This is a genomic window from Streptomyces sp. NBC_00289 (assembly GCF_041435115.1).
Lineage (GTDB): Bacteria > Actinomycetota > Actinomycetes > Streptomycetales > Streptomycetaceae > Streptomyces.
Window position 1 is genome coordinate 10,065,105 of sequence record NZ_CP108046.1, and the last position, 26,682, is coordinate 10,091,786.

General features: G+C 65.5%; 23 protein-coding genes and 7 pseudogenes. 16 read left to right on the forward strand and 14 right to left on the reverse strand.

The window, feature by feature from the left end; genetic code table 11:
- Positions 1–398: 398 nt before the first annotated feature.
- Entirely contained in the window at positions 399–1,157 is a 759-nt protein-coding gene (locus tag OG985_RS45745; RefSeq protein WP_371666692.1) for a hypothetical protein, read from the reverse strand.
- Between the two features lie 22 nt (positions 1,158–1,179).
- Positions 1,180–2,898 carry a protein kinase gene (locus tag OG985_RS45750; protein WP_371666691.1) on the reverse strand — a complete coding sequence of 573 codons (1,719 nt, stop codon included), beginning with the start codon at positions 2,896–2,898 and terminating at the stop codon, positions 1,180–1,182.
- Between the two features lie 1,219 nt (positions 2,899–4,117).
- On the opposite strand from OG985_RS45750, the gene OG985_RS45755 reads away from it, so the two are divergent.
- On the forward strand, positions 4,118–4,360 hold the full coding sequence (locus tag OG985_RS45755; RefSeq protein WP_371666690.1) for a hypothetical protein: 243 nt from the start codon (positions 4,118–4,120) through the stop codon (positions 4,358–4,360).
- A 68-nt stretch (positions 4,361–4,428) separates the two neighbouring features.
- On the opposite strand, the gene OG985_RS45760 is transcribed toward OG985_RS45755, so the two are convergent.
- The 4 genes from OG985_RS45760 to OG985_RS45775 form a co-directional block, all read right to left on the reverse strand.
- Positions 4,429–4,581 carry a hypothetical protein gene (locus OG985_RS45760; RefSeq protein ID WP_371666689.1) on the reverse strand — a complete coding sequence of 51 codons (153 nt, stop codon included), beginning with the start codon at positions 4,579–4,581 and terminating at the stop codon, positions 4,429–4,431.
- 509 nt (positions 4,582–5,090) lie between these two features.
- Complete coding sequence (locus OG985_RS45765) at positions 5,091–5,846, reverse strand: transposase family protein (protein WP_371666485.1); 756 nt, start codon at positions 5,844–5,846, stop codon at positions 5,091–5,093.
- 355 nt (positions 5,847–6,201) lie between these two features.
- A complete protein-coding gene (locus OG985_RS45770) occupies positions 6,202–6,768 on the reverse strand; it encodes a transposase (RefSeq protein ID WP_371674239.1) in 567 nt (188 codons plus the stop codon).
- Complete coding sequence (locus OG985_RS45775) at positions 6,684–7,223, reverse strand: transposase (protein ID WP_371674237.1); 540 nt, start codon at positions 7,221–7,223, stop codon at positions 6,684–6,686. Before OG985_RS45775 ends, OG985_RS45770 begins: the two co-directional genes overlap by 85 nt.
- Positions 7,224–7,590: 367 nt before the next feature.
- On the opposite strand from OG985_RS45775, the gene OG985_RS45780 reads away from it, so the two are divergent.
- From OG985_RS45780 to OG985_RS45835, 12 genes and pseudogenes are all read left to right on the forward strand, one after another.
- On the forward strand, positions 7,591–7,983 hold the full coding sequence (locus tag OG985_RS45780) for a transposase family protein (protein ID WP_371674696.1): 393 nt from the start codon (positions 7,591–7,593) through the stop codon (positions 7,981–7,983).
- Positions 7,898–8,431: a transposase gene (locus OG985_RS45785; RefSeq protein WP_371666687.1), complete on the forward strand. Its 534-nt coding sequence runs from the start codon at positions 7,898–7,900 to the stop codon at positions 8,429–8,431. Before OG985_RS45780 ends, OG985_RS45785 begins: the two co-directional genes overlap by 86 nt.
- A gap of 134 nt (positions 8,432–8,565) precedes the next feature.
- Positions 8,566–9,810: an IS256 family transposase gene (locus tag OG985_RS45790; protein ID WP_371666686.1), complete on the forward strand. Its 1,245-nt coding sequence runs from the start codon at positions 8,566–8,568 to the stop codon at positions 9,808–9,810.
- Positions 9,807–10,106 (forward strand): transposase, encoded by a 300-nt coding sequence (locus OG985_RS45795; protein WP_371666685.1) that lies wholly within the window; start codon positions 9,807–9,809, stop codon positions 10,104–10,106. The genes OG985_RS45790 and OG985_RS45795 overlap by 4 nt, the downstream gene beginning before the upstream one ends.
- 179 nt (positions 10,107–10,285) lie before the next feature.
- Positions 10,286–10,837, forward strand: a complete 552-nt coding sequence (locus OG985_RS45800) for a hypothetical protein (protein ID WP_371666683.1) — start codon at positions 10,286–10,288, stop codon at positions 10,835–10,837.
- 74 nt (positions 10,838–10,911) lie between these two features.
- A pseudogene (locus tag OG985_RS45805) lies at positions 10,912–11,156 on the forward strand (ISAzo13 family transposase); the annotation flags it as partial.
- Between the two features lie 62 nt (positions 11,157–11,218).
- Positions 11,219–12,026 (forward strand): annotated as a pseudogene (locus OG985_RS45810) (IS5 family transposase).
- A 112-nt stretch (positions 12,027–12,138) separates the two neighbouring features.
- Positions 12,139–12,231 (forward strand): annotated as a pseudogene (locus OG985_RS45815) (IS5/IS1182 family transposase); the annotation flags it as partial.
- A 168-nt stretch (positions 12,232–12,399) separates the two neighbouring features.
- Entirely contained in the window at positions 12,400–13,485 is a 1,086-nt protein-coding gene (locus OG985_RS45820; protein WP_144316336.1) for a tyrosine-type recombinase/integrase, read from the forward strand.
- Positions 13,486–13,489: 4 nt separating this feature from the next.
- A complete protein-coding gene (locus OG985_RS45825) occupies positions 13,490–13,804 on the forward strand; it encodes a helix-turn-helix transcriptional regulator (protein WP_143612431.1) in 315 nt (104 codons plus the stop codon).
- On the forward strand, positions 13,801–15,549 hold the full coding sequence (locus OG985_RS45830; RefSeq protein WP_371666388.1) for a hypothetical protein: 1,749 nt from the start codon (positions 13,801–13,803) through the stop codon (positions 15,547–15,549). Before OG985_RS45825 ends, OG985_RS45830 begins: the two co-directional genes overlap by 4 nt.
- 79 nt (positions 15,550–15,628) lie before the next feature.
- Positions 15,629–16,281, forward strand: a pseudogene (locus OG985_RS45835) (transposase family protein); the annotation flags it as partial.
- 205 nt (positions 16,282–16,486) lie between these two features.
- Here OG985_RS45835 and OG985_RS45840 read toward each other — a convergent pair.
- Complete coding sequence (locus OG985_RS45840) at positions 16,487–17,866, reverse strand: IS1380 family transposase (protein WP_371666514.1); 1,380 nt, start codon at positions 17,864–17,866, stop codon at positions 16,487–16,489.
- Between the two features lie 120 nt (positions 17,867–17,986).
- On the opposite strand from OG985_RS45840, the pseudogene OG985_RS45845 reads away from it, so the two are divergent.
- Together OG985_RS45845 and OG985_RS45850 are read left to right on the forward strand one after the other, a co-directional pair.
- Positions 17,987–18,785 (forward strand): annotated as a pseudogene (locus tag OG985_RS45845) (ISAzo13 family transposase); the annotation flags it as partial.
- Positions 18,786–18,811: 26 nt separating this feature from the next.
- Positions 18,812–19,158 (forward strand): annotated as a pseudogene (locus OG985_RS45850) (hypothetical protein).
- Positions 19,159–19,405: 247 nt separating this feature from the next.
- Here OG985_RS45850 and OG985_RS45855 read toward each other — a convergent pair.
- From OG985_RS45855 to OG985_RS45875, 5 genes are all read right to left on the reverse strand, one after another.
- Complete coding sequence (locus OG985_RS45855) at positions 19,406–20,992, reverse strand: GMC family oxidoreductase N-terminal domain-containing protein (RefSeq protein WP_371666682.1); 1,587 nt, start codon at positions 20,990–20,992, stop codon at positions 19,406–19,408.
- Complete coding sequence (locus OG985_RS45860; RefSeq protein ID WP_371666681.1) at positions 20,989–21,648, reverse strand: DUF5987 family protein; 660 nt, start codon at positions 21,646–21,648, stop codon at positions 20,989–20,991. Before OG985_RS45860 ends, OG985_RS45855 begins: the two co-directional genes overlap by 4 nt.
- A 6-nt stretch (positions 21,649–21,654) precedes the next feature.
- Positions 21,655–22,215: a hypothetical protein gene (locus tag OG985_RS45865; protein WP_371666680.1), complete on the reverse strand. Its 561-nt coding sequence runs from the start codon at positions 22,213–22,215 to the stop codon at positions 21,655–21,657.
- A 267-nt stretch (positions 22,216–22,482) separates the two neighbouring features.
- On the reverse strand, positions 22,483–24,219 hold the full coding sequence (locus OG985_RS45870) for a TIGR03767 family metallophosphoesterase (protein ID WP_371674173.1): 1,737 nt from the start codon (positions 24,217–24,219) through the stop codon (positions 22,483–22,485).
- A 497-nt stretch (positions 24,220–24,716) separates the two neighbouring features.
- A complete protein-coding gene (locus tag OG985_RS45875; RefSeq protein ID WP_371666679.1) occupies positions 24,717–24,938 on the reverse strand; it encodes an IS3 family transposase in 222 nt (73 codons plus the stop codon).
- A gap of 131 nt (positions 24,939–25,069) precedes the next feature.
- Between OG985_RS45875 and OG985_RS45880 the strand changes: the two are divergent.
- A pseudogene (locus tag OG985_RS45880) lies at positions 25,070–25,539 on the forward strand (transposase).
- On the opposite strand, the gene OG985_RS45885 reads toward OG985_RS45880, so the two are convergent.
- Both OG985_RS45885 and OG985_RS45890 read right to left on the reverse strand, forming a co-directional pair.
- The gene (locus tag OG985_RS45885; RefSeq protein ID WP_371666678.1) at positions 25,445–26,035 is read right to left on the reverse strand and encodes an IS630 family transposase; all 591 of its coding nucleotides are present in this window, start codon (positions 26,033–26,035) and stop codon (positions 25,445–25,447) included. The pseudogene OG985_RS45880 and the gene OG985_RS45885 overlap by 95 nt on opposite strands.
- Positions 26,032–26,580, reverse strand: coding sequence for a winged helix-turn-helix domain-containing protein (locus tag OG985_RS45890; RefSeq protein ID WP_371674162.1), 549 nt, complete (start codon positions 26,578–26,580; stop codon positions 26,032–26,034). The genes OG985_RS45885 and OG985_RS45890 overlap by 4 nt, the downstream gene beginning before the upstream one ends.
- Between the last annotated feature and the right edge of the window lie 102 nt (positions 26,581–26,682).

Consider the following 26,682-nt stretch of genomic DNA (forward strand, 5'->3'; position numbering starts at 1 on the left):
CCGACCACCCATGTGCCACCGGGCCCTTGGCCAGCTCACGCTCCAGCGCGGCGAACAGTTCGTCGCTGAGCAACGGCAGCGAGGCCGGCCTTTCGAGGCCAGGGCTCTCGGCCCGTCCAGCGACCATGTGCGCCAACGCTGTACCGACCGAACGCGGACCCGCAGGTCGTGAGCGATGACCGTGTTCTCGTCGCCCTGCCTGAACCGCTCAGCCGCCTGCAACCGCAACTTCTCGCGGAAGGCCCGCCGTTCGTCGGTCAGCCCGCCCCCTTGCGCATACCTCATGCGGTCGGCATACCGCAGGGATCATGAGACGTCAGCCCTACGACACCACGCTTTGAAGGTCAGTAACCACGGAAGGGTGAGACATGCCATTGGTTCTTCTGCAATGCCCCTATTCAGCATGAATAGGGAATCGTGATGCGAGCGCTCATTGGTGTAGGAGGAAGTAATTCGAGAGTCGCCGTGGCACGGAAGGATCCACGCCCCTCGACAGCCCAATGCATGGAAACTTCCGTTTGCCGTGTGCCCCAGGCAATGTATTCACGCAGTGTTGCGGAATGGGTGCCGTCGCTGCGTAGCCACCGGTAGCTGATGATGCCAGGATCGCCGTTTGTTTTTACGAGACCAATTACTTTTATGGTTTCGTCACACGTGACTTTGGCGGGGGAAGCGCGAACGGTGACACTCGCGATGTCGGTCAGGTTGGTATAACGAGACCACGCGAAGTACGCGACGACAGCGAGTAGGACGATACCCGGCAGGAGCCATTTTCGGCCGTAACGAAAAGGCTGACTCGCGCTGGCTGGGCACTTTTGACCTGGCACCCTGAACCGGTAATCCAGGTTATACTCCAAGTCTCTGGCTGAGCTGGACGATGGCTGAGTCAGAGATGCTGTTGTGTCGAGGAGAGGCACGGTGTCCTCGGGAAATATGACGGTGGAGTCCGTGCTCTCCCAGAGTGCAGCAGCGTCGAGCAGTGTGGCGCGTGATTCATGATCGGGTACTTCAGGGAATGTGGAAACAGGTTTGGGCAGCCCTTCGGTGACTGTCGGCGGATTGCTCACTTGGGTGGGTTCCTCATCGGTGCCCGCAAAATCGCCGATACGCTGTGGTTTAGTGCTATCCGATGGTTGTGGGCTCAGAGGTTGGGTCATCGTGAATTTCCAGGTCGGTAGGTCAGCGGGGAGGATCGCACACAAAGGCATCGAGGAATTTATACGATCTTTCACCACTGTCGGCGTCAGGTGAGGTTGACACCATAGCGCCCCACCAGTTTTCTCCGGCAAAGGAATGGTGCGCACTAATGTATACGGAGTTCTCGCCTTCAGGAAGGGGGAAAGTTTGTACGTCCTCCACGTGGCTGCCTTGTGGCTCGGGGCGGTCCCCACTCAGCCAGGTGAGATTTAAACTGCCCCCAGCGACCCCATTTGTGTGCACCGTTATAGAGGCGTCACCCCGACTGCCCTTGCAGTCGACGTTGGTGATGTTAACGGAAAGTACATGCACGGTCCTCGCCGGTGACGTCGAAGGCAGTGGTTCCCCGGTTGCAAAAGTCGGGGATGCGCTAGGCGTGCCGGGGTCTGCCTGCGGTGACACCGTAGTACGCGGGCCTACTGTCGTTTCAGTCGCATCAGGGGCACTAATGGACGGTGAAGGTACGGCGCCAGAGCCGGGAGCCTCTGACGGGGTGCTCAATTCTGTGACATTTGCCGATGCGGCCGATGAGGTAGACGGGCCACCAGCAGAAGGAACCACCGAGGACGACATGGCTGTGGGCGCGACTCCTACCACAGGCGAGGTCGCACTCCCGCGGTCATGCGAAGGTGCAGTGACTATCGCCGCGCCGATGAACGTGGCGATTGCGCCAGCGCCTGCGAGGTAGACACTAGGCCTTCTCCATCTACGACGAATAGAAATCGAATCGGTGGAAGCCCGCTGATAGACAGCTCTCCCAGGCTGATTCAGCGAAGTGGTGGCTAGTGCTGTACCCGCCGAGGAAGGGCCAGTGGTAAACGGGAAGAGTAGAGGTAGTAGAGCAGTAAGGGCTGCCAACTTCCTCTGTCCGCGATCTTCCCACTCGGCGCCGTATGCTACCGATGCAATCATTTCAAGATCGTGGAGGAAAGCCGTCGCGCTTTCTGGTCTTTCGACTGGCGTTTTGGCCATGCCACGGTATATCAGTGAACGCAGCGGCTCTGGTACCTGGTGGACAGGGATGGGGCTTTCAGCATGCTGTACAGCCAGTGCAGTTGTCGTACTTCCGCTATAGGGCTTTGTTCCAGTCAGGCATTCAAAGAATGTTGCCGTCGCGGCATAGACGTCGGTAGCAGGCGTGGCTGGTTGCCCCCTCCACTGTTCCGGTGCCATGTAGGATGGCGTACCTGCGATTTCAGCCACCGCCCCATTCGGTACAGCAATGCCGAAATCTACGAGTTTGGATGATCCATTCAGGGAGACGAGGATGTTCTCGGGCTTATAATCGCGGTGCACGACACCTCTAGCATGTGCCGCTGCTAGGCCGAGCAATGATCCCTTGAGTAGTGTGAGCGAGGCCTCAGGGCTTACGATGCCTTCGATACTCAAAAGCGTACGTAAAGAAATGCCATCTACGAGCTCCATAATGATGGCCATTCCAGCGGGATTCACGACAAACTCGTACAGTTGAGCCACACTAGGAGACCGCAATTTCGCCAGCAGACGGGCCTCTTCTTGAAATCTTTTACGAAAAGCAGGGTCGTCGCACAGTTCTTGGTTAAGATACTTGATGGCTACTGCAGTTCCTGTTGCGTCTTCCCGTGCTCCTACTACTAATCCGCTGGCACCCGAGCCGAGCTCGCGATCATGCGTGTAACCTGGTACAGTCCATCCGGCCGCGGGTTGGTCCTCGTTTTCCATCGCGCTTGCAATTCCTTCTGTGCGAGTTGCTTCCCATGATTGGTGTTGGCATGCTCTGAGAGCAGGCCGCCACGCCGAGTTCCGAGAAGCACCCTATGGGATTCGGTGATCATTGCCGAAACCTGGTGTCTTGCAAAGACATGGCGCAGTTGAGCAATTTCGACAGCCACTGTCGCGGTCCTCAGCATCCTTATGCTGTTGAAGTAGGTTGCCCGCAAGGTGAAGTGCGGTTCGGCAGGGTCCTCCCATTCGTCGCTGCAAAACGACAGGAGTGCGCGTACGCGGTAACAGCCAAAATGGCACGTACTTAATCTCGTCGAGAACTCAGATGCCTGCGAACTTCGGCGATCGCCTCACGGGCGAGTCCCAGGATAAGCAACAAAATGATGCACGCAAAGAATCCCGTGAGTGTGAATATAATGCCGTAAGCGACTATCTGATCTGATGCACTCAAAACTATCTCACCCTGTCCCGTCGGTACGCACTGCCTATTGCAAGCATCTCGCCAGGTAAAGGGAAGAGTAGATCTTGCTCAGGTCTGTGGAGGCGGAGTAACCCTCTAGCGCGATTGCCCCAGATCCCGTACCGGACCAGCTCCGCCGTCAGTTCGAGTGGACCTTCGTCCGTGGCCGGACTTCAGCCGTAAACGCTGCAACTCGCCTGACGTTACGTGTCCACGACACCTTGAATTGTGAGCCGATTCCGACGGGGTGAAAAAATGGCCCCTACTGCGTCAGTTGATGTTGGTCATTCCCGGTGTTGGCCGTGGGAACAGTTGCGGCAGGGCGGCTTCAAGTTCCCGCTGGGAGCGGGCTGTCGGTGATGCTTCAGTCTCGATCCACCGTGTGAATTGTGATCATGGGTTTCGGGCGGGTTCTGGGTTCTTCTTTGGGATGCGGGTAGCGGTGATCGCCGGGTGACCGTCCGTGCGGGGGCTTCGAGGTCTTTCGGGTCGTGGGCGGGCCGGGCGGTCGTGGGGGGCAGGTGACCATGCGCTGTCCGGTTGCCGTTCGCAGGTGGGTGAAGTCGTCGGCTCAGCACCAGAGGTGGGGCAGGTGGTGGGTGAGGCGGCGTGCGCCGGTGGCGAGCGGGGCGGGATGTTGATCAGGTGGCGGCGATGGTGCCGGTCCGCGCCCTGGCGTGGAAGACGGAGGCGAGATGGCCCGGCGGCGCGGGGTGAGATTGTAGGCAGTGGCGGCGAGGGAACTTCCCCGATGGCGTGGGCGAGCGCGGAGTGTTCGAAATCGGCGAAGGCCTGTTCGGTCTGGGTGTGGTCGCGGTGTATGGGTCCGGCCTGGGCCAGGGGAACGGGCTGTCGGTGAAGATGACGTGGTGGCGCCAGACGCCGAACAGCCTCGCGCATCCTCTTGAGGTTCAGGCGCTTCACGCGGCGCACGATCAGCCGGGCGGTGGCGTGGAACTTCTTCTTGCTGGTGAACGCTGTGAAAGGGGGCCTCGGTGATCTCGGCGTCGGAGATCCGGCATTCCTCCTCCTCGTCCCCGGACGGCGGCGGCGTACCGGATCGGCGTTTAGGCGTCCTCGGCGATGTCCGCGATGGCCTCGCGGATCGTCTTCTTGACCGCGACCGAGAACCGTGCGCCGGCCTTGCGGCAGACGTCGACGACCTTGTGGGAGAAGTACGCAGAGCCGGCGCGGACGATGATCTGCGCGGTGATGCCCATCGCCCGCACGGTGGCCAGGCTTCGCGGAGCGAACTCGCCGCACCCTTGCCGGAGTTGGCCGAGCCCTTGCTCTCTTGTCGGCGCCAGTGGATGCGCAGGGCCGGCCGTGCTTGCGGGAAGGCGATCGGGTCCAGGTTCGCCGCGATGGCCATGGTCTTGGCCGAGCGGGACTCCCGCCGCCCGTGCCCAATGCCGGAGACGGTGTGCGCTACGGGCACCTGTTCCCACGACAGGGCTTTGACCTGGGCCGACGCGGTCGGCTGGGTTCCCTTGATCACCGCGATGCAGTGGGCTTTCTTCTCCTGGTCCTCGACGCTGTGCAGGGCGTCGAAGGTGACCACGGTGCGCGGTCGGATCGAGGGGTTCCAACAGCGGACGGAAGGCGGCTGTGTCGTTGGTCTTGGCCCCACCTCCCGCTGGGCCAGGGCGAGGGCGGGGGCGTGGGTGACGGCGGACAGCAGGTGCCGGTGGCGCTGCTGCCGGTGCGCGGAGCCGGACAGTGAGGATTTTCAGCAGTAGCTCTCAAGGGTGAGGACGGCTTTGGCTGCGGTGGTGAGCCAGGTGGGGCTGCAGCGGGCTTTGCGGAAGATCCGCCAGGTCTTCAATCGGGCCATGCCGCGCTCGACCGGGTAGCGCAGGCGGGCATGAGCCCTGTTCAGCGATAGCTGCCGGCGGTTGAGTTCTTTGCCGGGAGAACGTCGGATCGGGGTGGTGATGGTGCCGCCGGCACCGAGGTAGCCGAGGTCGGCCAGGACCGGGATACCGAGTCTGCGGCAGGTGTCGATGATCCGGTGGGTGCGGGCGGCGGTGAGGTCGTGGGTGCGACCGGGCAGCGCCTTCGAGATCCATACGATGGTGCCGTCCGGATCGGTGACGACCTGCAGGTTCACACCGTGACGCCGGTGCTTTCCCGAGTAGTCCCCGCGGCCGTCACCGACCCGGTCGCACTCCGCGAGGGTGCCGTCCACCAGCACGTATTCCGCCCGGGCCTTCACTTCACGCAGGGCCCGCGTCAGCCCCGGAGCCCGGCGCGCCAGCAGGCCCACCACGGAGCGGACATAGGCGTGCGCGGTCCCGACGCTGATGCGGAAACCAGCGGCGATCTGGGCCAGCGTGGTGTGCTGGCGCAAGTACACGAGCGCGACAACCGCACGCGCGGACGGACGGAGCTTGCACCGGCGGTCACCCTCACGAAGGACGATCAGCATCGTGACCGTCTCCACGAGGGCATGCGGGAGGTCGAGTGCGGCAGGATACGTAATCAACGGGGCTCCCCGGCAACCGAGATCGCATGTCAGATACCTCTCTCAACTGCCTGGGAGCCTCGTCCGTTGCCCTGCCAGCCATCCCCTTGCATCACTCGATCAGTGGCCACCCTGAAAACGCTCAGTGCCTTGCCGTCCACCGCGATCGCCGGCCGTGCTCTGCGGAACCTGGCCATCGGCACTGCGGCTGCTGGAAGTGGACAACATCGCCAAGACCACCCAAGCGACCGGGACACACCGAACACGCCATCTGGATCCGCGGCATCACCGACAGCCCACCCCCACCGGGAACTTGAAGCCGCCCTGGACCCAGCCGCCGGGATTCCGAGTCTTCGAAGTTACTGACTTCGGCTTGTCAGGGTGACTTTGGATCGTCGAGGGCCAGGCCGGTGCCGGCTATGAAGCCGTCGAGGGTGTCGGGCCGGTACTGGAGGCGTTTGAGCCGGTTGCGAACGAGGGTTTGGAGCCGGTCGAGGGCGACGACGGCGAGGTTGGCCAGGCTCCGTTTGACGTGCGCCCATACCCACTCGACGGGGTTGAGGTCGGGTGAGTAGGCGGGGAGCAGGAACACCTTGAGCCATTCACGTTCGGCGATCAGTTCACGCATGGCGTGGGAGACGTGGGTGTTGAGCCGGTCCCACACCAGCACGATCGGCGCCTTGAGGAGGTGGTGGACGCCGTCGATCAGCGCGATGAAGTCGCGCTCGCCCATGCTGCGGCGCTTGCCCTTGCCTGCGGGGTGGGTGCGCAGGCGGTGGCACAGCCGGGTCCGTGAGCCTGGCCGCATGGCGATCAGCCCGGCCACCGACAGGCGCCCCGAGCGGCGGCCGCTGACCGTCACGACCGGGGTGCGGCCGCGCCGGCCCCAGGTTCGCCCTTTGGGCGGTCGGCGGGTGAAACCCGCTTCGTCCTCGAAGCAGATGTAGCCTCCGCAGGCCGCCCGGGCTCTTTTATCTCCGCCCAGGTCGCCTCCTTCCACGCGGTGACGGCCTGCTCGTCGCGTTCGGCAATCCGCCGCGCGGGGACCTGGGAGCTGAAGCCGAGCCGGTGCATCAGCCTGGTGGCTCCCGAGACGCTGTAGGAGAGGTGGAACTTCCTGCCGATCAGCGTGGCCACCCGAGCAGCGGTCCACACCTGGTCCTCCACCCATCCATGCGCGGCCGGGCCCTGCTCGAGATACCCGGCGAGCTTCTCCAGGCAGCGCGGTGACAAACGGCATCGCGACCCGCTCGGGCCACGCGAGGTCAGAGCCTCACGACCTCCGTCCCGCCACAACTGGTGCCACCGGTAAGCCGATTTCAGGCTCACCCGCAGGCGCCTTGCAACCTCCGGCGGCTTGATCTTCTGCTCGAACAACTCGGCTGCCCGCATCCGTATCGTTTCCCGGCGCCGGCGCCCCGCAGAGGTCAGCCCGCCCCCATCCGCATACCTCACACACCACGGAATACAGCCACCACCACAGGCCCCTCAGGGACTTCGCGAAGATTCACCCTAACGAGCCGAAGTCAGTAAGCGGTGCGTGTCGGAGTACGTACTGACTTCCCGTCACAGTCCGTGATGAGTGGAGTGGTTGTCGGTCCTGGATGCAGGACGCCCGTGGTACTTGGGTGATCATTTCTGTTCTTGAGGCAGAAGAACGATCATCTGGGGAGCCACGGGCGTGGTCAACGATACGACGTTGTTGCTGGATCTGGCCGGGGTGTCCGTACACCGGGTCGAGCGGCTTGAGGACGGCACCCGACGGGTGCATCTGGTCACGGCGGATGAGGCGGCCAGGGCCTGTCCGGAGTGCGGGGTCTTCTCCTCCCGGATGAAGGGGCCGGCGACCACCCGGCCGCGTGACCTTCCGTACGGCGAGCGCGGGCTGGAGTTCTTCTGGCACAAGCGCCGGTGGTGGTGCGGGGAAGTGTCCTGTCCGCGCAAGTCGTTCACCGAGCAGGTCCCGCAGATACCGGCCGGGGCCCGGATCACGACAAGGTGCTGGGCATCGACGAGACCAGGCGCGGCCGCACCGGCTGGGAACAGGATCCCGACACCGGGAGTGGCTGCTGGTGCGGGACCGCCGGCACACCGGGTTCATCGACGCGCTTGGCACCGGTGCCCTGCTCGGCCAGGTCGAGGGCCGCACCGCCGCTGACGTGCTGACCTGGCTGTCCACCACACCAGGGGACTGGCGCAAGAACATCAAATACGTCGCCTTCGACATGTCGGCCACCTACCGGGCCGCGATCCGCACCGGACTTCCGCACGCCGTCGTGGTCGTCGATCACTTCCACGTCGTCCAGCGCGCGAACAAGGTGCTCTCCACCGTGCGGCGTCGCACCACCGCCGGGGTCCGGGGCCGGCGCGGACGGGCCACCGACCCAGAATGGACAGCCCGCCGACGGCTGCTCCGCAACCGCGAGAACCTCACCGACGAGCAGTTCGCGAAGATGTGGAACCCGCTGCTGGACGAGGGACCGATCGGGCAGAGGCTGCTGACCGTGTGGATCGCCAGGGAAAGCCTGCGTACCCTCCTCGCCCTGGCCCGCACCGGCGCCAATCGTGAACAAATCGGCCAGATGGCGTCCCGCGTGATGGTGTAGGCGATCACCGTGTGGGTGTGCGCGGGCGGGTGCCCGGGGCGTGCATCCGGTGACGGTCTCCGCTCCCTGCGCATGAGGCAGGCCACCGTGCAAATCTCCCTGGTGAACGGCCAGTTCAACCCTGGAGGTGCCCGATGGCCTTGTCCCAGTCTGACCTACAACGCCTGCTGGAGTCACTACGCACGGCGGACGGGATCGAGCTCGTCCGCAACGTCGCCGAGCGCATGCTGCAAGAGCTGATCGAGGCCGAGCTCAGCGGCCGGATCAGCGCCCAGTGGAACGAGCACACCGAAGCCCGCACCGCCTTCCGCAACGGCCACCGGGAGAAGACCTTGGCCACCCAGGCCGGCGATCTGGACCTGGCGATACCGAAGCTGCGCAGCGGCAGCTTCTTCCCCAGCCTGCTGGAACGGCGGCGCCGCATCGACCAGGCGCTCTACGCCGTCATCATGGAGGCATACGTGCACGGGGTGTCCACCCGCTCGGTCGACGACCTGGTCAAGGCGCTCGGCGCGGACAGCGGAATCTCCAAGAGCGAGGTCTCACGGATCTGCGGTGACCTGGACGAACAGCTCACGGTCTTCCGCGGCCGGCCCCTGGATCACAGCCGCTTCCCCTACCTCTACCTGGACGCCACCTACTGCAAGGTGCGCGTGAACCACCGGATCGTCTCCCAGGCCGTGGTCATCGCCACCGGCATCAGTGAGGACGGCGGCCGTGAGGTGCTGGGTGTGATGGTCGGTGACAGCGAGACCGAAGCGTTCTGGAGCGAGTTCCTGCGCTCCTTGCGCGAACGCGGCCTGGGCGGGGTCCGTCTGGTCATCTCCGACAGTCACAGCGGCCTGGTGGCAGCGATCCGCAAGGTCATGCTCGGTGCCGCCTGGCAGCGTTGTCGTGTCCATTTCTTGAGGAATGTGTTTTCCGTGATCCCCAAGGAATCCGGGGAAATGGTCGCGGCGACCATCCGCACCATCTTCATCCAGCCCACCGCCGAAGCCGTCCATCACCAACTCGATGCGGTGGCCGACATGCTCGGGCAGCAGTTTCCCAAGGTCAGGCAGATGCTCCTGGACGCCAAGGAGGACCTGACCGCCTTCGCTGCCTTTCCCATCTGGCATTGGAAGAAGATCCAGTCTTCAAATCCCCTGGAGCGGATCAACCGCGAGATCAAGCGCCGCACCGACGTCGTGCAGGTCTTCCCCAACCCGGCCGCCCTCGAGCGGCTGGTCACCGCCGTGCTCAGCGAGATGCACGACGAATGGATCGCCTTCCCCCGCCGCTACCTGTCCGAAGGCAGCATGACTGCCATCTACGCCGCCGAACACGCCGACCACACCACCCATGCACTCCCCAACACCCCGAACACTACGGAGGATTGATCGCCTACACCATCACAGGGGACGTGACCATCGGCCATGCCCGCTGGTTCCTGACCTGGTGCACCGACGCCGACATCCCCGAAGTCCGCACCCTCGCCACCACCATCGACCGCTGGTGGCCCGAGATCGCCGAGTTCATCGACACCGGACACCACAACGCCAAGAGTGAGGGAATCAACCGCGTGATCAAGCTGGTCGCCCGCAACGCGTTCGGTTTCCGCAATGCCGACAGCCAGCGCCTACGCACACGCTGCGTGACCACCCGCCGAGCCCGCGGACACCTCCGCACCGCTTAACTTCGAAGACCCGGATTCCACGCTAAGCGTCGTCGCCTCGCGCGGCATGGCCTGGGATGGAGTACCGATTACCCAGTCCAGCGGACCCTTAGTGCGCGTGTTGTCAGGTGTCAGCAGCTAAGCCCGCTGTCAGGGCTTCCCTCAACTGCTGGCGCTCTGCACCAAAAAAAGGATAAAGCATGCCTCTTCTCCGTAAGGCACTCGCCCTGGCCGGCACTGGTGCCGCAGCTGCAGCACTCATCGCGCTGCCCGCATCACCTGCGTCTGCCACCACGAACGGCGGCTGGGTCAACACCGTTGCCGTCAGAGTAAATTTTCACGCGCAAGACGACGACAGCACTGTCTTCACACCCGATGACTATACGCATGCCTACAGCTTGCGTTCCGGGAAGATTGCCCTGACTCCACAGTCACCTGGTTGGACGGGTATCAACCTCGTCTCATCATGCGCTGGGGGCGAAGTCACGGGTGATCTGGGCGCCGGGGCGAAGCAGGTAGCATCGGGCTACGTCGACTACGTCAGCAGCCTATACATCTTCGAGGACAATCACTGCTACGGTCCCACGGACCCTGATTTCGGCTGGGACGGACACACGCAAGGCTCAACAATTCGCCTTGCCCCGGGCCAGACGAAGAGCTATAAAATTAAGGTTTGGGACACGTGGGACAACAGCCCCGGCGACCTCGTCGAGGCTACGGTCACGGTCACCAACACTGCCGACCAGCTTTAGCCTCAATACCAATAACTTAAGGGCTCGCAGAGCATTAACCCGTAGCTTCCCGCTGGCCGACTCGTTGGCGTGGTATGGGCGTATCGGAGGTTCAACGGGAAGCTCTGGCAGCCAAGTTTGAGGCGATCTTCCCGCATCTTGACGAGAGGCAGCGGCGTCTGCTGATAGGGGCGGAAGCCCGGTCGCTGGCCCGTGGCGGGATCAGGCTGGTCGCCCGGGCCGCCGGGGTGCGGGAGGCCACTCCGGTGAGGCCCCGTTGGGGCGGGTACGCCGGGTGGGCGGAGGCCGCAAGCGGACGGTCGATCTGGACCTGGGACTTACTGGCTCTAACAAAAGCTGTTGATCATGTGACTGTTGGCCTGTCCGCTCGTTGATCTCGTCGTGGGGAAACGTCAGTCGCGACCGTGGATCGTGTCGGATGAACTCTGGGCACTCATCGAGCCGTTGCTGCCCGGGCCGGCGCCGAAGCAGGTCGAGGGCAGACCTCGAGTGCCGGACCGCCAGGCCTGTGCGGGATTCTGTTCGTCCTGCATACCGGGATCCAGTGGGAGTACCTGCCGCAGGAGCTGGGCTTCGGCTCGGGGATGACCTGCTGGCGGCGCCTGGCGGCCTGGAACGAGGCCGGAGTCTGGGACCAGCTGCACGTGCTGCTGCTGGAGAAGCTGCGGTCGAAGAACCAGCTGGACTGGTCGAGGGCGGTGATCGATTCCTCGCACGTCCGCGCGGCCCGACGGGGCCCAAAAGCGGACCCAGCCCGGTCGACCGCGCACGTCCGGGCAGCAAGCACCACCTCATCGTCGACGGACAGGGCATCCCGCTCGCGGTGTCGCTGACCGGCGGAAACCGCAACGACGTCACCCAACTCGAGCCGCTGCTGGACAAGATCCCGGCCGTCGCGGGCCGGGCCGGCAGACCGCGCCGGCGGCCGGACGCGCTGCTGGCCGACCGCGGCTACGACCACGACAAATACCGGCGCCTGCTCTGGCAGCGAGGGATCCGCCCCGTGATCGCGAAGCGAGGCGAGCCGCACGGCACCGGACTGGGCATCTTCCGCTACGTCGTCGAGCGCACGATCGCCTGGCTCCACGGCTTCCGCCGCCTGCGCATCCGCTGGGAACGACGCGACGACATCCACGAAGCATTCCTCAGCCTCGCCGTCTGCCTGATCACCCACCGTCACGTCCAGTGAGCTTGTTCAGTTCGGCTACTGATCGGGTGAGGTGTGGTGAGGGCGGAACGGGCAGAGCCCCAGGGCTGTTGAGCGAGGTGTCTACGCTCAACTCTTCAGCCTTGGGGCTCTGTTGGTTCCTTATCGTGCCGTACTCGATGTTCCGCATGCCCTGGTGGAGTGGGTCACGATGCTCATTGTCACCCGTGAAGGTGACCGCAGGTGCTGCCGCTACTGCCGTGAGTTCTTGCTGCCCAGGAGTTCCCCGGTGGAGCTGCTTCCCAGGCCAGAGGCGGTTCACCCCGTTGCCGCAAGATCTCGACCTTTCGTCATGATTCTTGAAGGAAAGTGGAAAAGCCTGGCGTACAGACGTTCCGAGTGAACTGAGGAACCCATGGCGCTGGCGGTTGTCCGTTCGATCGGCTCCGGACGCGAGCTGCGCTCGGAACAGGAGCGAGAGGACTTCGAGCAGGAACTGGTGGATCAGTACGCGCTGGCGATGGTCGGAGCGGGATGGGCCGACAGCACCATCGCAGGCGAGCGCGGGATGATCTTCGAGTTTCTGCGGTTCCTGGGACGCTCGGTATGGACGGCCCAGCCTGCTGACGCAGACCGCTTCCTGGCCTACCAGCGAAGAGATCGGGCCCTGGCCAAGTCGACGGTGCAGAAGAAGGCGCTGGCCATCGCCGGACTCTACGACTTCCTCCTGCTGCGCTATCAAGGCGACATCCACGCCCTGACTGGGCACGCGCTGGTCCAGCCGATCGACGAGTTCAACCGGCCGGCGCGGATCGGCGGCGATTCGGTACGAGTGCCGCCGACCGATCCGGAAGTGGAGCATCTCTTCACGAACTGGGGCGCCACACTCCCCGGTGTCCGCAAGTTCCTCCCGGCCGCGCGGAACTACTTCGCTGCGTCCCTGTGGCGCCGCGGAGGGCTGCGGATCAATGAAACCGTCATGCTCGACATCCGGGACTGGCGTCCCGACCTGGGATCCCACGGCAAACTGCACGTCCGGTACGGCAAAGGCAGCCGCGGACGCGGACCGAAGACCCGGTTCGTGTCCGCGATCAACTCCATCGACTCGCTCATGAACTGGTGGCTGACCGACATCCGTCACCAGTTCGGCGACGACTGGCAGCGCTCGGACGCACCGCTGCTGCCCAGTGAGCGCCGCGACCCCCTCACCGGATACTGCACCCGAGTGGGTGACGACGCACTCCGCTCTGGCCTGGCCCAGGCCGTGGCGACCTGGCTGCCGGAGTGGAACGACCGACTCACCCCACACGGGCTGCGGCACTACTGCGCGTCCTCGCTCTACCTGCGCGGCCTCGATCTCAAGGCCATCCAGGAACTCCTTGGCCATGAATGGCTCGCCACCACGACTCGTTACATTCACGTCCATAACGACCACATCGAGCGGGCCTGGGAGGACGCCAACGAGCGCGTCACCGCCCGGTTCTGCGGAGAGGCGAGGTGACCCGATGCGCTGGCAACTTCGCATGAGAGCAGCCGAACAGGGCATCTGGAAGTCCACCGAACTGCGCCGCCGGCTCTCCGAAGCCGGCCTGGAGATCAGCGCCGGCAAGATGTCGGCGCTGTGGACCGGTACTCCGACGACCATCCGGCTCGATGACCTCGACGTGCTCTGCGCCGTCCTGGAATGCAGCCCCACCGACCTGCTTATCTGCGAACCGGACAAAGTCGCGGCCCGCAAACCGGCACAGCCCGCCGAGGCAGTGGGCGGGCCGGTGATCACGCCGCGGTTCGGGCGCAACCGCTCGGCGCCCCCGGCATGACGCGCAACCACCCGCGCATCTGTCCGGGATGCCGCACCAAGCCGGTCGCCACCAGCCGGTCCGACCTCTGCTACGACTGCATGCCTGATGGTCCGCACGTCCCGCCGCGCTGCCGGGACTGTGGATCGGACCGCGACTACTACTCCAGCGGCCTGTGCCGGCTCTGCCACCACTTCGCTCCCCAGCCGCCGGGCTCCTGCCGGGACTGCCATGCCTGGGGCGTGACCCGGCGCGGCAACTGGCTGTGCAAGGGCTGCACTTCGTGGCGCGCACGGCCCGAGCACTACCCGGTCGCCACCTGCCCGTTCTGTGAACACCGCCGCCCCACCAAACCGGGCGGAACATGCCGGCTGTGCTGGCGGCAGACCGTCGCTGAACGCGTCCGACGCCACGCGAAGTACTTCCCGGCCGCCGAAGCCAACCGGCACGGCCAGCAGCTGTACTTCGCCCTGCCCACCCGCAACCTCCGCGCGGCGGGCCCACGCTCTACAGCCGCTGTCACCCTCGCCCACCCGGTACCGGTGGAGCACCGGCAGACGGTTCTGTTCGATCTCCCGCGCGACCTCGCCACAGGCCTTCGCCGTTCCTTTCCCGAGCCACCTGACCTCGGCGCGGCAGCCTTCCTCGACCACTTCACCCTTCAGCGGGCGGCACAGCACGGCTGGACGAAGAGCCCCACCAACCGCGTCCGTCACGGCATCCGGATCCTGCTGGGCACCCAGGACACGCCCGGCGCACCGATCCGGGCCCAGGACGTCCAGGCCCTCTCCTCGATCAGACTGCCCGCTGCTCAGATCGGCAGGGTCCTGGCGGCCGTCGGCCTCCTGGAGGACGACCTCGTCTCCGCCGTGGTGCCGTGGTTCGACCGGAAGACCGCCGGTCTGCCCGCCCCCATGGCTGAGGAACTGCGGACCTGGTTCGACATCCTGCTGAACGGCAGCAGCACCCCTCCGCGCAGCCAGCCTCGCGACCACAAGACCATCCGTCTTCTGCTTCTGTGGTCCTTGCCCGCGCTCGAGCAGTGGGCCGCGACGGGCCACACGACCCTGAGGGAGATCACCCGAGAGCACGTGCTGGACGTGCTTCCCCACAGCGGCACCGACCGCTCGCATCAGAGCCAGGGACTTCGCTCGCTCTTCCGCATCCTCAAAGCAAGCAAGGTCGTGTTCACCAACCCCACCGCCCGCCTCCGCACCCTCAGGGCCGAGGGCCGCGACCCGCTGCCCCTGGCACCCGTGGTCGTACGCGAACGTCTGGACAGCTCGCACCCCACAGCCGCCCTCGTCTCCGCACTGCTGGTCTTCCACGCGCTGATGCCGGGACAGATCCGCCGCCTGCACCTGGCCGACATCCACGACGGCCGACTGCACCTCGACGAGCGAGACATTCCGCTGGCCCGCCCGGTTCAACAGCGGCTGACCGCATACCTCGACCACCGGCAGCGGCGTTGGCCCCGCACTCTCAACCCGCACCTGATCATCAACCTGCAGACCGCCCCACGCACCGACCCAGTAGGACCGATGTGGTTCCACCGCCTCTTGGGTATGACCCCGAGGCATCTGCGCGAAGACCGGATCCTCGACGAAGTGCTCGCCACTGACGGAGATCTCCGACGCGTCTGCGACCTCTTCGACATGAGCATTCCCGGCGCGGTCCGCTACACCAGCTCCCTCGAGAACCCCGAAGTGCGCCGACTCTTCGAACGCGACACGGCCCAACACCGGTCGAGTTCGCGAACTCAATGATCCAATAGCCATCAGTGGCACCCCCTTTCCGTGGGTTCGCCGCAATCCACCCTTCAGAAATCACGAACTAACGGCCGATAAGCTGCCAGCGTCCGAGCGCGCCCTGGTCGCACTGGTATACCTGCGGAAGAACGACACCCTGCGTCAGCTCGCGGCCGGCTTCGGTATCAGCCTGGGCACCGCACACGCGCACGTGCACGCCGTGATCGGCCACCTCGCAGAGCTCGCGCCCGGTCTGACCGCGGCCCTGAGATCGCCCCGACGCCCGCTACCTGCTGCTGGAGGGGACACTCGCCGAGTGCGACCGGACCGGCGACGGCCGGGCGGACTACTGGGGAAAGCACCGCCGGCACGGCGTGAACCTGCAGGTGGTGACCGCTCCCGACGGCACGCTGGTGTGGATCTCGCCCGCGCTGCCCGGCCGGACCCACGATCTGACCGCGGCCCGACGGCACCGGATCATCGCTACGTGTATCCGCCTGGGCATCCCGATCCTGGCCGACCCCGGCTACCAGGGCGCCGGTGACATCGTCGTCGTGCCCCATACGACCGGGCAAAGACCTCACCGTCAAACAGAGATGCGTCAACCGGGCGCACTCGCGTCTGCGGTGGCCTGTCGAGAGATCCATCGCATCGGTCAAGACCTGGCGGATCCTCCGCAAAGCCCGCTGCAACCCGAGCCGGATGACGTCAATCGCCAGAGCCTTTCTCACCCTGGAGACTCACCGCTGAACAAGCTCAATGCCTTTGTTAGGGACAGTTAGCCTCGATCGTTCATGAGTCCTTGTCGGTTTGTTGACGGGGACTCTGCGTTTGTGTGGTGGGGTCTTTTCGGGGCTGGGGCAGGCCGAGGGCCCGGCTCTCGCGTCGGATGGGCGCCGGGTTCCACTTCACCGGTGTGGTGGTGCGGGTTTGTCGGGACGGGCGATGTGGCTGGTCAACCGGGGTTCGGCAGGGCGTGGAGCCTGACGATCGCGTGGCTGATGACAGCGGTCCAGGGCCATCGGGCGGGCAGGCGGAGCCAGCGGCGACGGCCGGTGTTCACGAGCTGAGCGGCGGCGGAGAACAGCCGCAGCCGGAGCTTCTTGGGTTCCCAGCGGCGGGCCTCGCCGGTCAGCGCGAGCATCGGCATCCAGGCGAGGAGGTCGAGCGCGAGGGAGACGATCTCCAGCCAGATCTGGTTCTGGGCCGTGTCGTGCAGGGGCAGATTGCGCAGGCCGGTGGCACGGGCGCCTCGGATGCGGTCCTCGCAGCGTGCCCGTCTGCGGTGACGCAGTTCGAGGTCGGCGAGCTGGCCGCCTTTCGTGTTGGTCGCGAAGCAGGTGAGCCGGTTGCCGTCGAGGTCGGTGAAGCGCAACTGGGCGCCGGGGTGCGGGCGTTCTTTGCGGACGATCAGCCGCATGCCCGTGGGCCAGGTACTCAGGTCGGGCATGTCGGTGATCTCGGCGACCCAGGCGCCGGGCCGCTCGGTGCCGTCGGCGTCGTAGGCGGGTGTCCATGCCTTCTTCGGGATCTTCAGTACGGCCTGGTGGATGGCGTCGGTGGTGGTCATTCCGACGGAATACGACAGCCACCGGCCCCGGCGGGAGAGCCAGTCGAGGAAGGTGTGGGTGCCGCCGGCGGAGTCGGTGCGGATCAGTGTCTGCCGTCCCCGCCGCAGGTGTTTGGGCAGTTGGGCCAGGGCGAGTTGGGCGGTTTCGATGTGGTCGGCGGCGGTGTTGGAGCCCGCGTTGCCGGGCCGCAGCAGGGCGGCCACCGGTTCCCCGGATCCGGCTGGGCCGTGGTCGACGAACGCGACGAGCGGGTGATGGCCGAAGGTCTTCTTCCAGGTCGGGGTGGCGTCCTGCTTCTCGGAGTGTGCGAGCACCAGTACCCCGTCGATGTCCACGATCACTTGGCCGTCGGCGGCCGGACTGCTTGTCCCGGCCAACTCCCAGACCCGCGTGCGTACTTCGGAACGTGCGCCCCGGATTGCCGCAAGAGCCTTCGGGCCGGAGGCGGCGAGCGCGTCGACGAGGCGGGAGACGGTCGGATCGGAGGCCACCGGGCCGAACACAGCCGGCTCGGCCCGCAGCATGCCGACGTCTGCCAGACAGTTGCCGCCGAGCGCGACGGCCAGCGCCACATCCAGCAGGATCTTGCCTGGGTCGTGCACGGCCCGCGGCTTGCGCCACGGTGCCAGTGCCGCCGCTATCGCACCGTCCAGGCCACACTTGCGGGCCGTCTCGACCAGCAGCACCGCCCCGGCCTGCGAGACCACCCCGCGGCCGCCGCCCTCGACACGGACGCGCGGGTACGACCCGCTACTCTTCTTCACCTGGAGAGTGCTTCTTTCCTTGCAGTGACAGGACCCTCGACAAGTCCCATCGTTGCAGGTCAGCAGCACTCTCCGCTTTTTTGATCAAGACCCGGACAGACCCACTCGCGAAAGCGCGAGGTTAGGCCGGCGCTGCTGGCCCTGGTCGAGCCGGATGTGCGGGGTGATCCGATGTCCCCGTTGCGGTGGACGACGAAGTCCACCCGTCATCTGGCCGCCGAACTCAGCCGCCAGGGTCACCGGATATCCGCCGACACCGTCGCCGACGTGCTGCGCGAGGAAGGCTTCAGCCTTCAGGGGAACGCCAAGACCATCGAAGCCGGCAGCATCCCGACCGGGACGGCCAGTTCCGTTACATCAATGAGCAGGCCAAAACCATATCGACGCCGGGGACCCGGTGATCAGCGTCGATACGAAGAAGAAGGAAATCGTGGGGTCGTACAAGAACGGCGGCCGCGAGTGGCGGCCCGCAGGCGACCCCGTGCAGGTCAGCACCCATGACTTCCCGGACACAGTACTCGGGAAGGCCGTGCCCTACGGCATCTATGACCTGGCTGCGAACACCGGCTGGGTCAGTGTCGGCACCGACCATGACACCGCCGCCTTCGCCGTCGAATCCGTCCGCCGCTGGTGGAAGGGCCGCGGCAAGGAGGATTACCCGCAGGCCGGACGACTGCTCATCACCGCCGATGCGGGCGGTTTTAACGGCTACCGGACCCGCGCCTGGAAGGCCGAACTCGCCACCCTGGCCCTGGAGACGGGCCTGGACATCACTGGCTGTCATTTTCCTCCCGGTCCTTCGAAGTGGAACCGGATCGAGCATCGGCTGTTCTCCCACATCACCATGAACTGGCGCGGCAGGCCCCTGACCAGCCACGAGGTCATCGTGCAGTCCATCGCCGCGACCACCACCCGCACGTGCTGTCGCTCCCTGGGAGGTCGTGGATGCCGTCGGTGGTCGGGCTGTTGGAACAGCGTGAGCTGGGTGCTCGCCGTCGTGTGGACGAACTACGGGAGGAGACCGACCGTGGAGTGAGGGGCTGGCCTGGTCGGTGCTGTCGGTGGACTACCAGCGCATCCTGCAGGTGCTCGCGGACCGCCACCGGCTCCATCAAGGGCCGCTGACCTGCCAGGAGAGGGCCGCGGCGTTCGGCATGGACGCGGTGCCGGCACGGGTGGAGGCGCTGCGGTCGACGGCGAAACGCCTGGTCGCGCGCGGCTGGCTGGCCGAGCCCGCGCCGGGCAGATTCACCCTCGCGCAGACCGTGGCCGGGCCAGGCGGCGGGTCATGAGCAGGATCATCGACCAGTAGATCACCGCTTCGGCGCTGGTGGTGCGGCGTTCGTAGTCGCGTGCCAGGCGGCGGGTGCGCATCAGGTGGGTCCGCGGGCGCTCGGGATGGAGAAGTCGGTGGTGCTGGCTGCTGCCTTCGGGAGCCCCAGCGTGGCTGGCATGGGAGCAGCCCATCTGGAAAGCCCTGTCACGTGCCCGGCCTGCCCCGTAGTCGCACGGTATTTCCGTTCCGGCCGGCACCGCCGGTTACTGGGTGGGTAGAGGTGCGCCGCCTCGGACGGGGACTCCGGTGCTGCTCGTGTCGGTGATGATGGCGGGAACGGCGCGTTCGGCGAGGGCTGCGATGGTCAGTGACGGGTTGACGGTAAGGGAGGTAGGAACGGCGGAGCCGTCAGTGATGAAGAGACCAGGGTGGCCGTGTAGTTCGTGGGTGTCAGTGAGCGCGCTGGTGGCGGGGTCGTCGCCTATCCGGGCTGAGCCCAGAGGGTGGGCTGTGACGGTGCCGGCGACGTCCTCGTCCCAAGGCTGTACGTGGGAAAGGCCGTCTTTCTCCAGGATGGTGCGCAGCGCGATGTCGGCTTTGCTCCAGGCTTGTCTGGTGCGGAAGTTGGGGTGGTAGGACATGGTGCCTTGTCCGAGACCGGGGGCAAGGCGAGCGAAGCTGCCGGTCAGCGGCGGCAACCCGAAGGTTCCTTCATTGTCGTCCTCGGTCATGGCCAGGAGGGTGAGCCAGGAACGCCACCGGGCACGCATGCTGCGTTTCCCGGTGCCGAACCATGTGGCGTCATAGGCCTGTGCCAGGAGGTTGGTCAGCGGGGGGAAGTAAATCTGCTGGAGCGTGAAACGGCTGTACTCGGGGGCGGTGGCGTCAAGGTAGTCAAAGGTGGCGGCGGTGATGGGGCGGCCTATGGGCAGCGCTTGGTAGGCGGAGCCGTCCGGGCGGGACAGCCCCAGCAGAGTGCGGGCCTTGGTCTCATCAATGTCGGCGACGCTGACACGGTCGCCGTTGCCCGAGAAGTAGCGGCCGACAGCGCTGGGAATACCTCCAAGCAGAAGTGCGGAGCGTTGGAGGATGACGGGTGTACCGATGGCTCCGGCGGCCAGGACCACGGTTTTGGCGTGGATGATTCCGGCCTCAGCAGTGCAGGTGTAGTCACCGGGATCGAGAACGGTGTAGGTGACTGCGTAGCGGTATGCGGACAGGTGCGAGGGAGTGATGCTCTGGACCTCGTGCAGGGCGCGGATGACAGCCCCGTGGGCTTCGGCTGCGGGCAGGTAGTTGAGCAGCAGGGAGCGTTTGGCGTCGAAGCGGCAGCCGGACAGCATCCAGTTGCAATTGGTGCAGACCCGGGTGTCGACTGCCACGGGGACCGGGTTGCAGGTGTGGCCCGTCCGATGACACGCGGCGGCCAGAACACCGCCGGCGTAGGAGACGTCGGGCCAGTCGGTGTGGGTGACCGGCAGAGCTTCCTCGACGCGGTCGTACCACGGATCGAGACGTGCGCGGGTCAGAGCGGCGGGCCATAATCGGTGGCCGAGGCTGCCGCGGCGTTCGAAGACGAAGGCCGGTGCACGTAGGGAGGCAGCGAAATATACGACGCTGCCGCCGCCGACGCAGTTGCCCGCGACGACCGTGACGCCGTCGCCTCGGATCACATCGACGATTTTGTTGTAGGTGCCCAGCCGCATCGAATGGGTGAAGTCGGCGGCGGCGCGTCGGGGGCCGCGCTCGAGGACGGTGACGCGGGCGCCGCCCGCGGCGAGGTAGTAGGCCGGGATAGCGCCGCCGAAGCCGCTTCCGACCACCAGGACGTCCGTGGTCAGGGCGCTCATGCCGGGCTGCCCGAAGGGCTTGTGGCAGGGTGGAGGGCCGCCAGTGGGCGTCCGTAGGAGAAGTCGACGAATCTCCACAGGCCGTCCGCGTCCGGCTCGGGAAAGCCCAGCCATGCCAGGCCTGGATGTGTCTGGGTGACGGCCTGTTGTGTGTCGTACTGTCCGGCGGTATCGAAGGCCAGCCCCATCAGCAGACTCAGGACCTGCCAGACTGGCCGATCCACGTCACCGGGGTTGAACAGGCTCTCCACCAAAGCAGTCCGATGGGAGAACGCCAGGCCGACGAACGGCGGCCGGAAAGGCGTCAGCCAGATGAGCCGGGCCGTGGCGTAGGCGACAGCCCGGGCATCCAGCAGCGATGCGATCGACGGAAGCAGCGGTTCCAGGGCCAGGTGTGGTGAGGTGAGTATGTCGATGGCGCCGGCCTGCACTGCGCCGGGACCGGTGACAGCGTCAGCGACCACGACATCGCCCGGAAAGCGGTGCTGACCCGGTATCAGTGTGTCGGCGAACGCCAGCAGCGTCTGTACTGGACGGCTCTCTGTCATTGCTGCCGCGGCCGAGGTCATCGCTGGATCGGCGATCCTCCCGGCAGCCAGCGTCGCGACGGCGGCGGTCAGAGCCTGCAGGATGGTCCGTCGGCCGGAGGTTGGCACGGAGGTTCACCCGGTCAGCGCGCAGCGCAGGTCGTAGGGCAGGTTTGCAGTCAGTCCTGTTTCGCCTGCACTTTGGCCGTATTCGCTCAGTGCGCTGGCGAGGTCTGGGTAGGCGCTTCGGAGGGCGGCGACCACGTCGCCGATCCCAGCAGTGTGGCCGTTGATGCGGAAGTTGGTCAGTCGAGCGCCGGCTCGATGGGTGGTCTTGTCCCACCAGTACTGGCCGTCCCACGTTACCCAGGGGTCCGCTCCCGCGGTGTGCTGCACGCTCCAGTGGTCCTTCTGATAGTAGTGGCAGGTCAGTGTGGTGACGGCGAACCTGGCAGGCTCGGCGACGAGGAAGCGTAGAACGCCTCCGTCATCGACGGTGATGTCGCGCTTGCTGTATTCCACACACAGCGGATCGGCCAGCAGCAGCCACCACGGCGGCGTTTCGCCCTCGCCGAACTCGTGCCACAGGCAGGTTGCGGCGAAGCCTGGCTCCACGAACGGGCTCACCGTGGAAACGGACGTCACCAAGGACGGCACGGCGTGCGTGGAGCTGGCCGTCGGCAGTCCGGCCGACATTCCCACAGCCGTCGCCAACCCGGCTGCGCAGGCGCCTAGACGAGGAAAAGACACGGAACCTCCCAGAGTCGCACGCGCTACTTTCCTTGCTGTGAAGAAGGAGACTGTGTGGCGCCGCTTTCGCGCCACCGTAGGTATGGCCGCGCACGGTGTTGAGTCCCATTGCCGAGGATGATCCTGAAGGTCCGTGGCCACTGATGGAAAGCTGAAAGCCACCCTGATGTCATCCGCAGGGGTGAGCATCCGCAGCGTAGATTTTGAGGGACTTCAGAGGGGGAAGGGTGTGGGCAGGAGCAGTCGGGTGTTGCGGTCCGTTGCCATCCCACGTCGTCCAAGCTCCGCCGGATCCCTCCTGGCCTGCCAGTCGTTGAGCGCCAGCTCTCGCGCGTGTGCGGCCAGGTCTGCGGGGCTGGCGAGCGTATCGGACTTTGGGGGTGCGTCGGTATCGACGATGGTCGTGACGAGCGAGAGGGTGTCTGGTGCCGCGGAAACTTCAATGAGCCGGCTTTGCTGGGGCCAGTCGATGTGGGCGGCGGTGGTGATTTCCCAGAAACCGCCGGGCTTGGGACAGGTGGCGGATCGGGCATGCGGCCGGATCCTGTTTGTGTGGCTGTGCCCGTTGATCAACGCGATGACGTTGGGGTGTTGCAGCAGCAGCGCCCGTACATGGCCACCGTCCCGCCGCGGGAACCACCAGGCCCACGGGTTGATGGTGTTGCCCATGGTGGTCAAGGTGTGGTGGGAGAAGATCAGAAAGAGGCGGTCGGTCACGTCGTGGCTGACGACATCCCCAGCGGCGGAGAGGTAGTGCCGGCTGCCTCTTCTGAGCTCCGTTTGCAGCCACTGGTATTGATCTGCGTCGAGGGACCCGTCGGCGCCGCCGTTATCGTTCACCGTGTCCAGCACGATGCACCGGATGATCCCGTGATCGAAGGCGTAGTAGGCAGTCCCGTTCATCCGGTTCTCGGCGGTGAACCCGTGTCCCACGGGCTTGCCTGCAGTAGCGAAGTGTTCGCCGACCATCTGCTTTTTACTGAGCAATCGCCGGGCCGGATCCGACGTCACTGCACGCAGCGGGCCGGTAATCGCAGTCGTCAGTGCCTCGCCGGAGACGTCGGGGCTGACCGCTTCTATAGCCTCCCAGCTCGCCGGCCACCCCACGGGCTTCACAGACCCGGTGGCGATCTCATTCAGCAGCCAGCTCACGGGCGCATTGCCCTGCACCAGACAATCGTGATTTCCATAGGCCGCGTACCAGGGCATCCCGAGCCCTTGCGCGGTGAATGGGCGCCGGGCCGCATCCAGTAGCCACGGGAGATCCGGAAACCCCCACATCCTCTTGGCGCGGTCGAGAGAGGCTGCCGGATCGGGATGCCAGTAGGCGGCATCAAAGCGCTCGCGATCGGCGACGCCTTCCCAGCGGGACAGGTCACCAGAGTCAGGGCGGATGACGCCGCCGTCCAGAAGGTCGATGTACCAGCGCATTTCGTTGCATTGTGAGTTGTCCACACTGTCACCCGTTACCACAGCGAAGGAGACGGGCAGTCCAGTCGCCGGTCCGCTCCCCACCCGCGAGACAGCCCGTGCCATCGCATCAACCACCTGCGTAGAGAGCATCTCCTGCGGACGGTAGGCAGCCGTCAGACTCGAACCCCCCAGCACCGAACCCGTATCACCGTAACGGTCAAGGAACTCGACGCGCGCCGGAGACTGGACATCCGTAACGTGAAGGTCTGTCAGCTGAGCAAACGCCACAAGCTGATGCCCTTCTCCGGATGCCGTGACTCTGCCGCCCAGCTCACTCCGCACCACGTGCGGCTCACCTGACCCCACGACCACAGCGCGATACCCGCCCGGACCAGCAGGGCCGGGAACCAAGGTCTGCGTCAGTGTCGTGACCGGTGACACGCCTGCCTCGGCAAACGCAAGCTGTGGCCGTCCTACGGCCGCCACTGCTGCACCCAGCGCGGCCGCCTCCAGGACCGTCCGACGCGAGAGAACCACAGACGCCCGCCCTTCACAGTGGATGAGTCTCTCAGCCAAAGAACCGCGCTGCAGTGGTCATGTCAATAGCTGCGGCGTGAGTGAAGGCTGCCAACCGGATACTCGGCAAAGCCGCCACCGACTGCCAGAAAGCCTCCAGGCAGCTCATCCGTGAGCAAGTGGTCTTCGCTCCCGGGCCTGCCAGCTTGGGGGTGTGCGCACTTTCGCGTCGGGCAATGTGAAGCCCCCGACCATCAATGGACGGGGGCTTCACGCGGCGAGTCGCCAGCAGCTAACGGGGGTCGCTCGCTGGCCAGACCGGAGGCCTTCCCCAGCCATCCGGCCATCCCGCACGTGCCAGGGAACCACCCCCGGCAGACCAATTGGATCATCGGGCGACGGCCATTGTGAGAGTAATTCCTACTCACGCATTGTTCAGCGTGGAGCCTTTTTCACTTGTACGGCTTGCGGGTGAGCGTCGGTGAGGTGAGGTTCCCCCGGCGTGCGGGAGGTGATGATCAGCGGGTCAGGGCGGGTTGACGGGGTCTCAGGTTCGTTCGTTCGGCCGTTGCCTGGTCGGCGTAGTGCTTTTCCTCGAACTTGATCGGACTGAGGTAGCCGAGCCGCTTCTGGATGCGCCGGGAGTTATAGAAGCCGTCGATGTACTCGAACAGCGCGAGATTCGCCTCGGCTCTGGTGTCGAAGGTCCGTCCGCGGATGCACTCGGTCTTAACCAGCATCCACAGGTTCTCCGCGAGAGCCTTGACGCTCCTACGAGTTCGTAACACGATCTTGTTGAGGTGCCCTGGTGGGGCGTGACCGATGTGACGATTCCGCCGTTCGAGATGCTGTGAGCACTCGGCCGTGGATCGTGGACGACGACTTGTGGGCGCTGATCGAGCCGTTGCTGCCGCCCTGGCCGCAGAAGTCGCCGGGGCCGCGGCCGGTGCCGGACCGGCTGTGTCTGCAGGGCATCCTGTACGTGCTCCACAACGACATAGCTGGCAACTCCTACCGCTGGAGCTGGGGTTCGGCTCCGGACAGACCTGCTGGCGGCGCCTGGACCGCTGGCAGAAGGCCGGAGTCTTCGAGCAACTGCACCGCATTTTGCTCGCCGAGCTGAATGCGGTCGGCAACTCGACTGGTCCAGGGCGTGTGTGGACGGCTCCCACATCCGCGCGAAAAGGGGGAGCCGACCACCGGTCCGTCGCCGGTCGACCGGCGGAAGACGGGCAGCAAGCAGCACCTACTGATCTTTTCGTAAGTTCGGTGGGTGTGGTGGGTGGATGGTCAGGCCGGTATGGGCGAGGAATGACCATGGCAGTCGGGGGTTGGCGTTGATGCGGTGGATGCCTTGCTCGGTAGCGTCGGCGACATCGGCGAGGTGGTCGCCGGCGAGGTTGGCGAGTTCACGTTTCTTGAGCGAGGACCACAGCAGTTCCACCGGGTTCAGCTCGGGAGCGTAGGCGGGTAATCGTTCCAGCGTGAGCCAGTCCTGTTCGGCGACCCAGGCCCGCATCGCCCGGCTCCAGTGGGCGGACAGGCCGTCCCAGACCAGGACCACTCGCTCGCCGCGGTAGAACGCCTTTATCTGCTCCAGGACCTCGATGAGTCCGGCGGTGTCGTAGCTGCCGGGCTTGAGGTGGAAGCACAGGCGAGCCCCGCGATCGGGATCGGTGGAGTGGTAGCCCAAGGCCCCGGCCATCGACGCGCGCTTCCAGTTCAGGCGGTGCCGCAGGAGCGGAGTCCGCCCTCGGGGCGAGTAGGTGCGGCGGATCTGCGGGAGCAGGGAGACGCCTGATTCGTCGAGGAAGACGATCCAGGCACGTGTGTTCACGGCCCCTTTTTGATCCGCGGCCACTCGTGCGCGATCCAGCGGGCGATCTCCGAATCGTCCCGCTCGACCGCCCGCCGCTCGGGCCGTTGCAGGCTCCATCCGAGCCGGCCGGTCAGCAGCCGCCACACCGATGCCCTCGACAACACCACCCCCGTTTCCTGGGTGACGACCGCGCCGACTCGTTCCAGGGTCCACAGGTCGGCCTCGAAACCATGAGCCTGGGCACCTTGCTCCAACGCGGCCCGGACCATCTCGACTTGGGCGTCGTCCAGCTTGGGTGGGCGTCCGGTAGCTGCCCGTCGCCGCAGGGCCGAAGCACCGCCGTGCTCCCACACCCGCCGCCAACGCCGCACGCTTTCGGCACACACCCCCACCGCCCTCGCGATGTCCGCATTCGAAACGCTGTCCTCGAACAACTCGACTGCCCGAACACGACGCGCCTCCGCCAACTGAGGCCGCGACAAAGGAGGAAGGGAGGAGCCGGCAACCGAACGGGAAGGTTGATAAGCCACCCCGACAGCCTCCCACCCACACAGCCACCACACCCACCGAACTTACGAAAAGATCAGTAATGGTGACTCACGGGACCGGTGAAATCTGAAGCACCACCGGGTCTGGAGCCCTGTGATCAGACGGGTTCACCGGTC

Bases quoted from the DNA above. Each gene is read 5' to 3' on its own strand.
- OG985_RS45790 (WP_371666686.1), top strand. From the start codon at position 8,566: ATGGCCTTGTCCCAGTCTGACCTACAACGCCTGCTGGAGTCACTACGC.
- OG985_RS45825 (WP_143612431.1), top strand. From the start codon at position 13,490: ATGCGCTGGCAACTTCGCATGAGAGCAGCCGAACAGGGCATCTGGAAG.
- OG985_RS45760 (WP_371666689.1), bottom strand. From the start codon at position 4,581: ATGGGCATCACCGCGCAGATCATCGTCCGCGCCGGCTCTGCGTACTTC.
- OG985_RS45830 (WP_371666388.1), top strand. From the start codon at position 13,801: ATGACGCGCAACCACCCGCGCATCTGTCCGGGATGCCGCACCAAGCCG.
- OG985_RS45800 (WP_371666683.1), top strand. From the start codon at position 10,286: ATGCCTCTTCTCCGTAAGGCACTCGCCCTGGCCGGCACTGGTGCCGCA.
- OG985_RS45865 (WP_371666680.1), bottom strand. From the start codon at position 22,215: ATGTCGGCCGGACTGCCGACGGCCAGCTCCACGCACGCCGTGCCGTCC.
- OG985_RS45745 (WP_371666692.1), bottom strand. From the start codon at position 1,157: ATGACCCAACCTCTGAGCCCACAACCATCGGATAGCACTAAACCACAG.
- OG985_RS45750 (WP_371666691.1), bottom strand. From the start codon at position 2,898: ATGGAAAACGAGGACCAACCCGCGGCCGGATGGACTGTACCAGGTTAC.
- OG985_RS45855 (WP_371666682.1), bottom strand. From the start codon at position 20,992: ATGAGCGCCCTGACCACGGACGTCCTGGTGGTCGGAAGCGGCTTCGGC.
- OG985_RS45820 (WP_144316336.1), top strand. From the start codon at position 12,400: ATGGCGCTGGCGGTTGTCCGTTCGATCGGCTCCGGACGCGAGCTGCGC.
- OG985_RS45875 (WP_371666679.1), bottom strand. From the start codon at position 24,938: ATGCTGGTTAAGACCGAGTGCATCCGCGGACGGACCTTCGACACCAGA.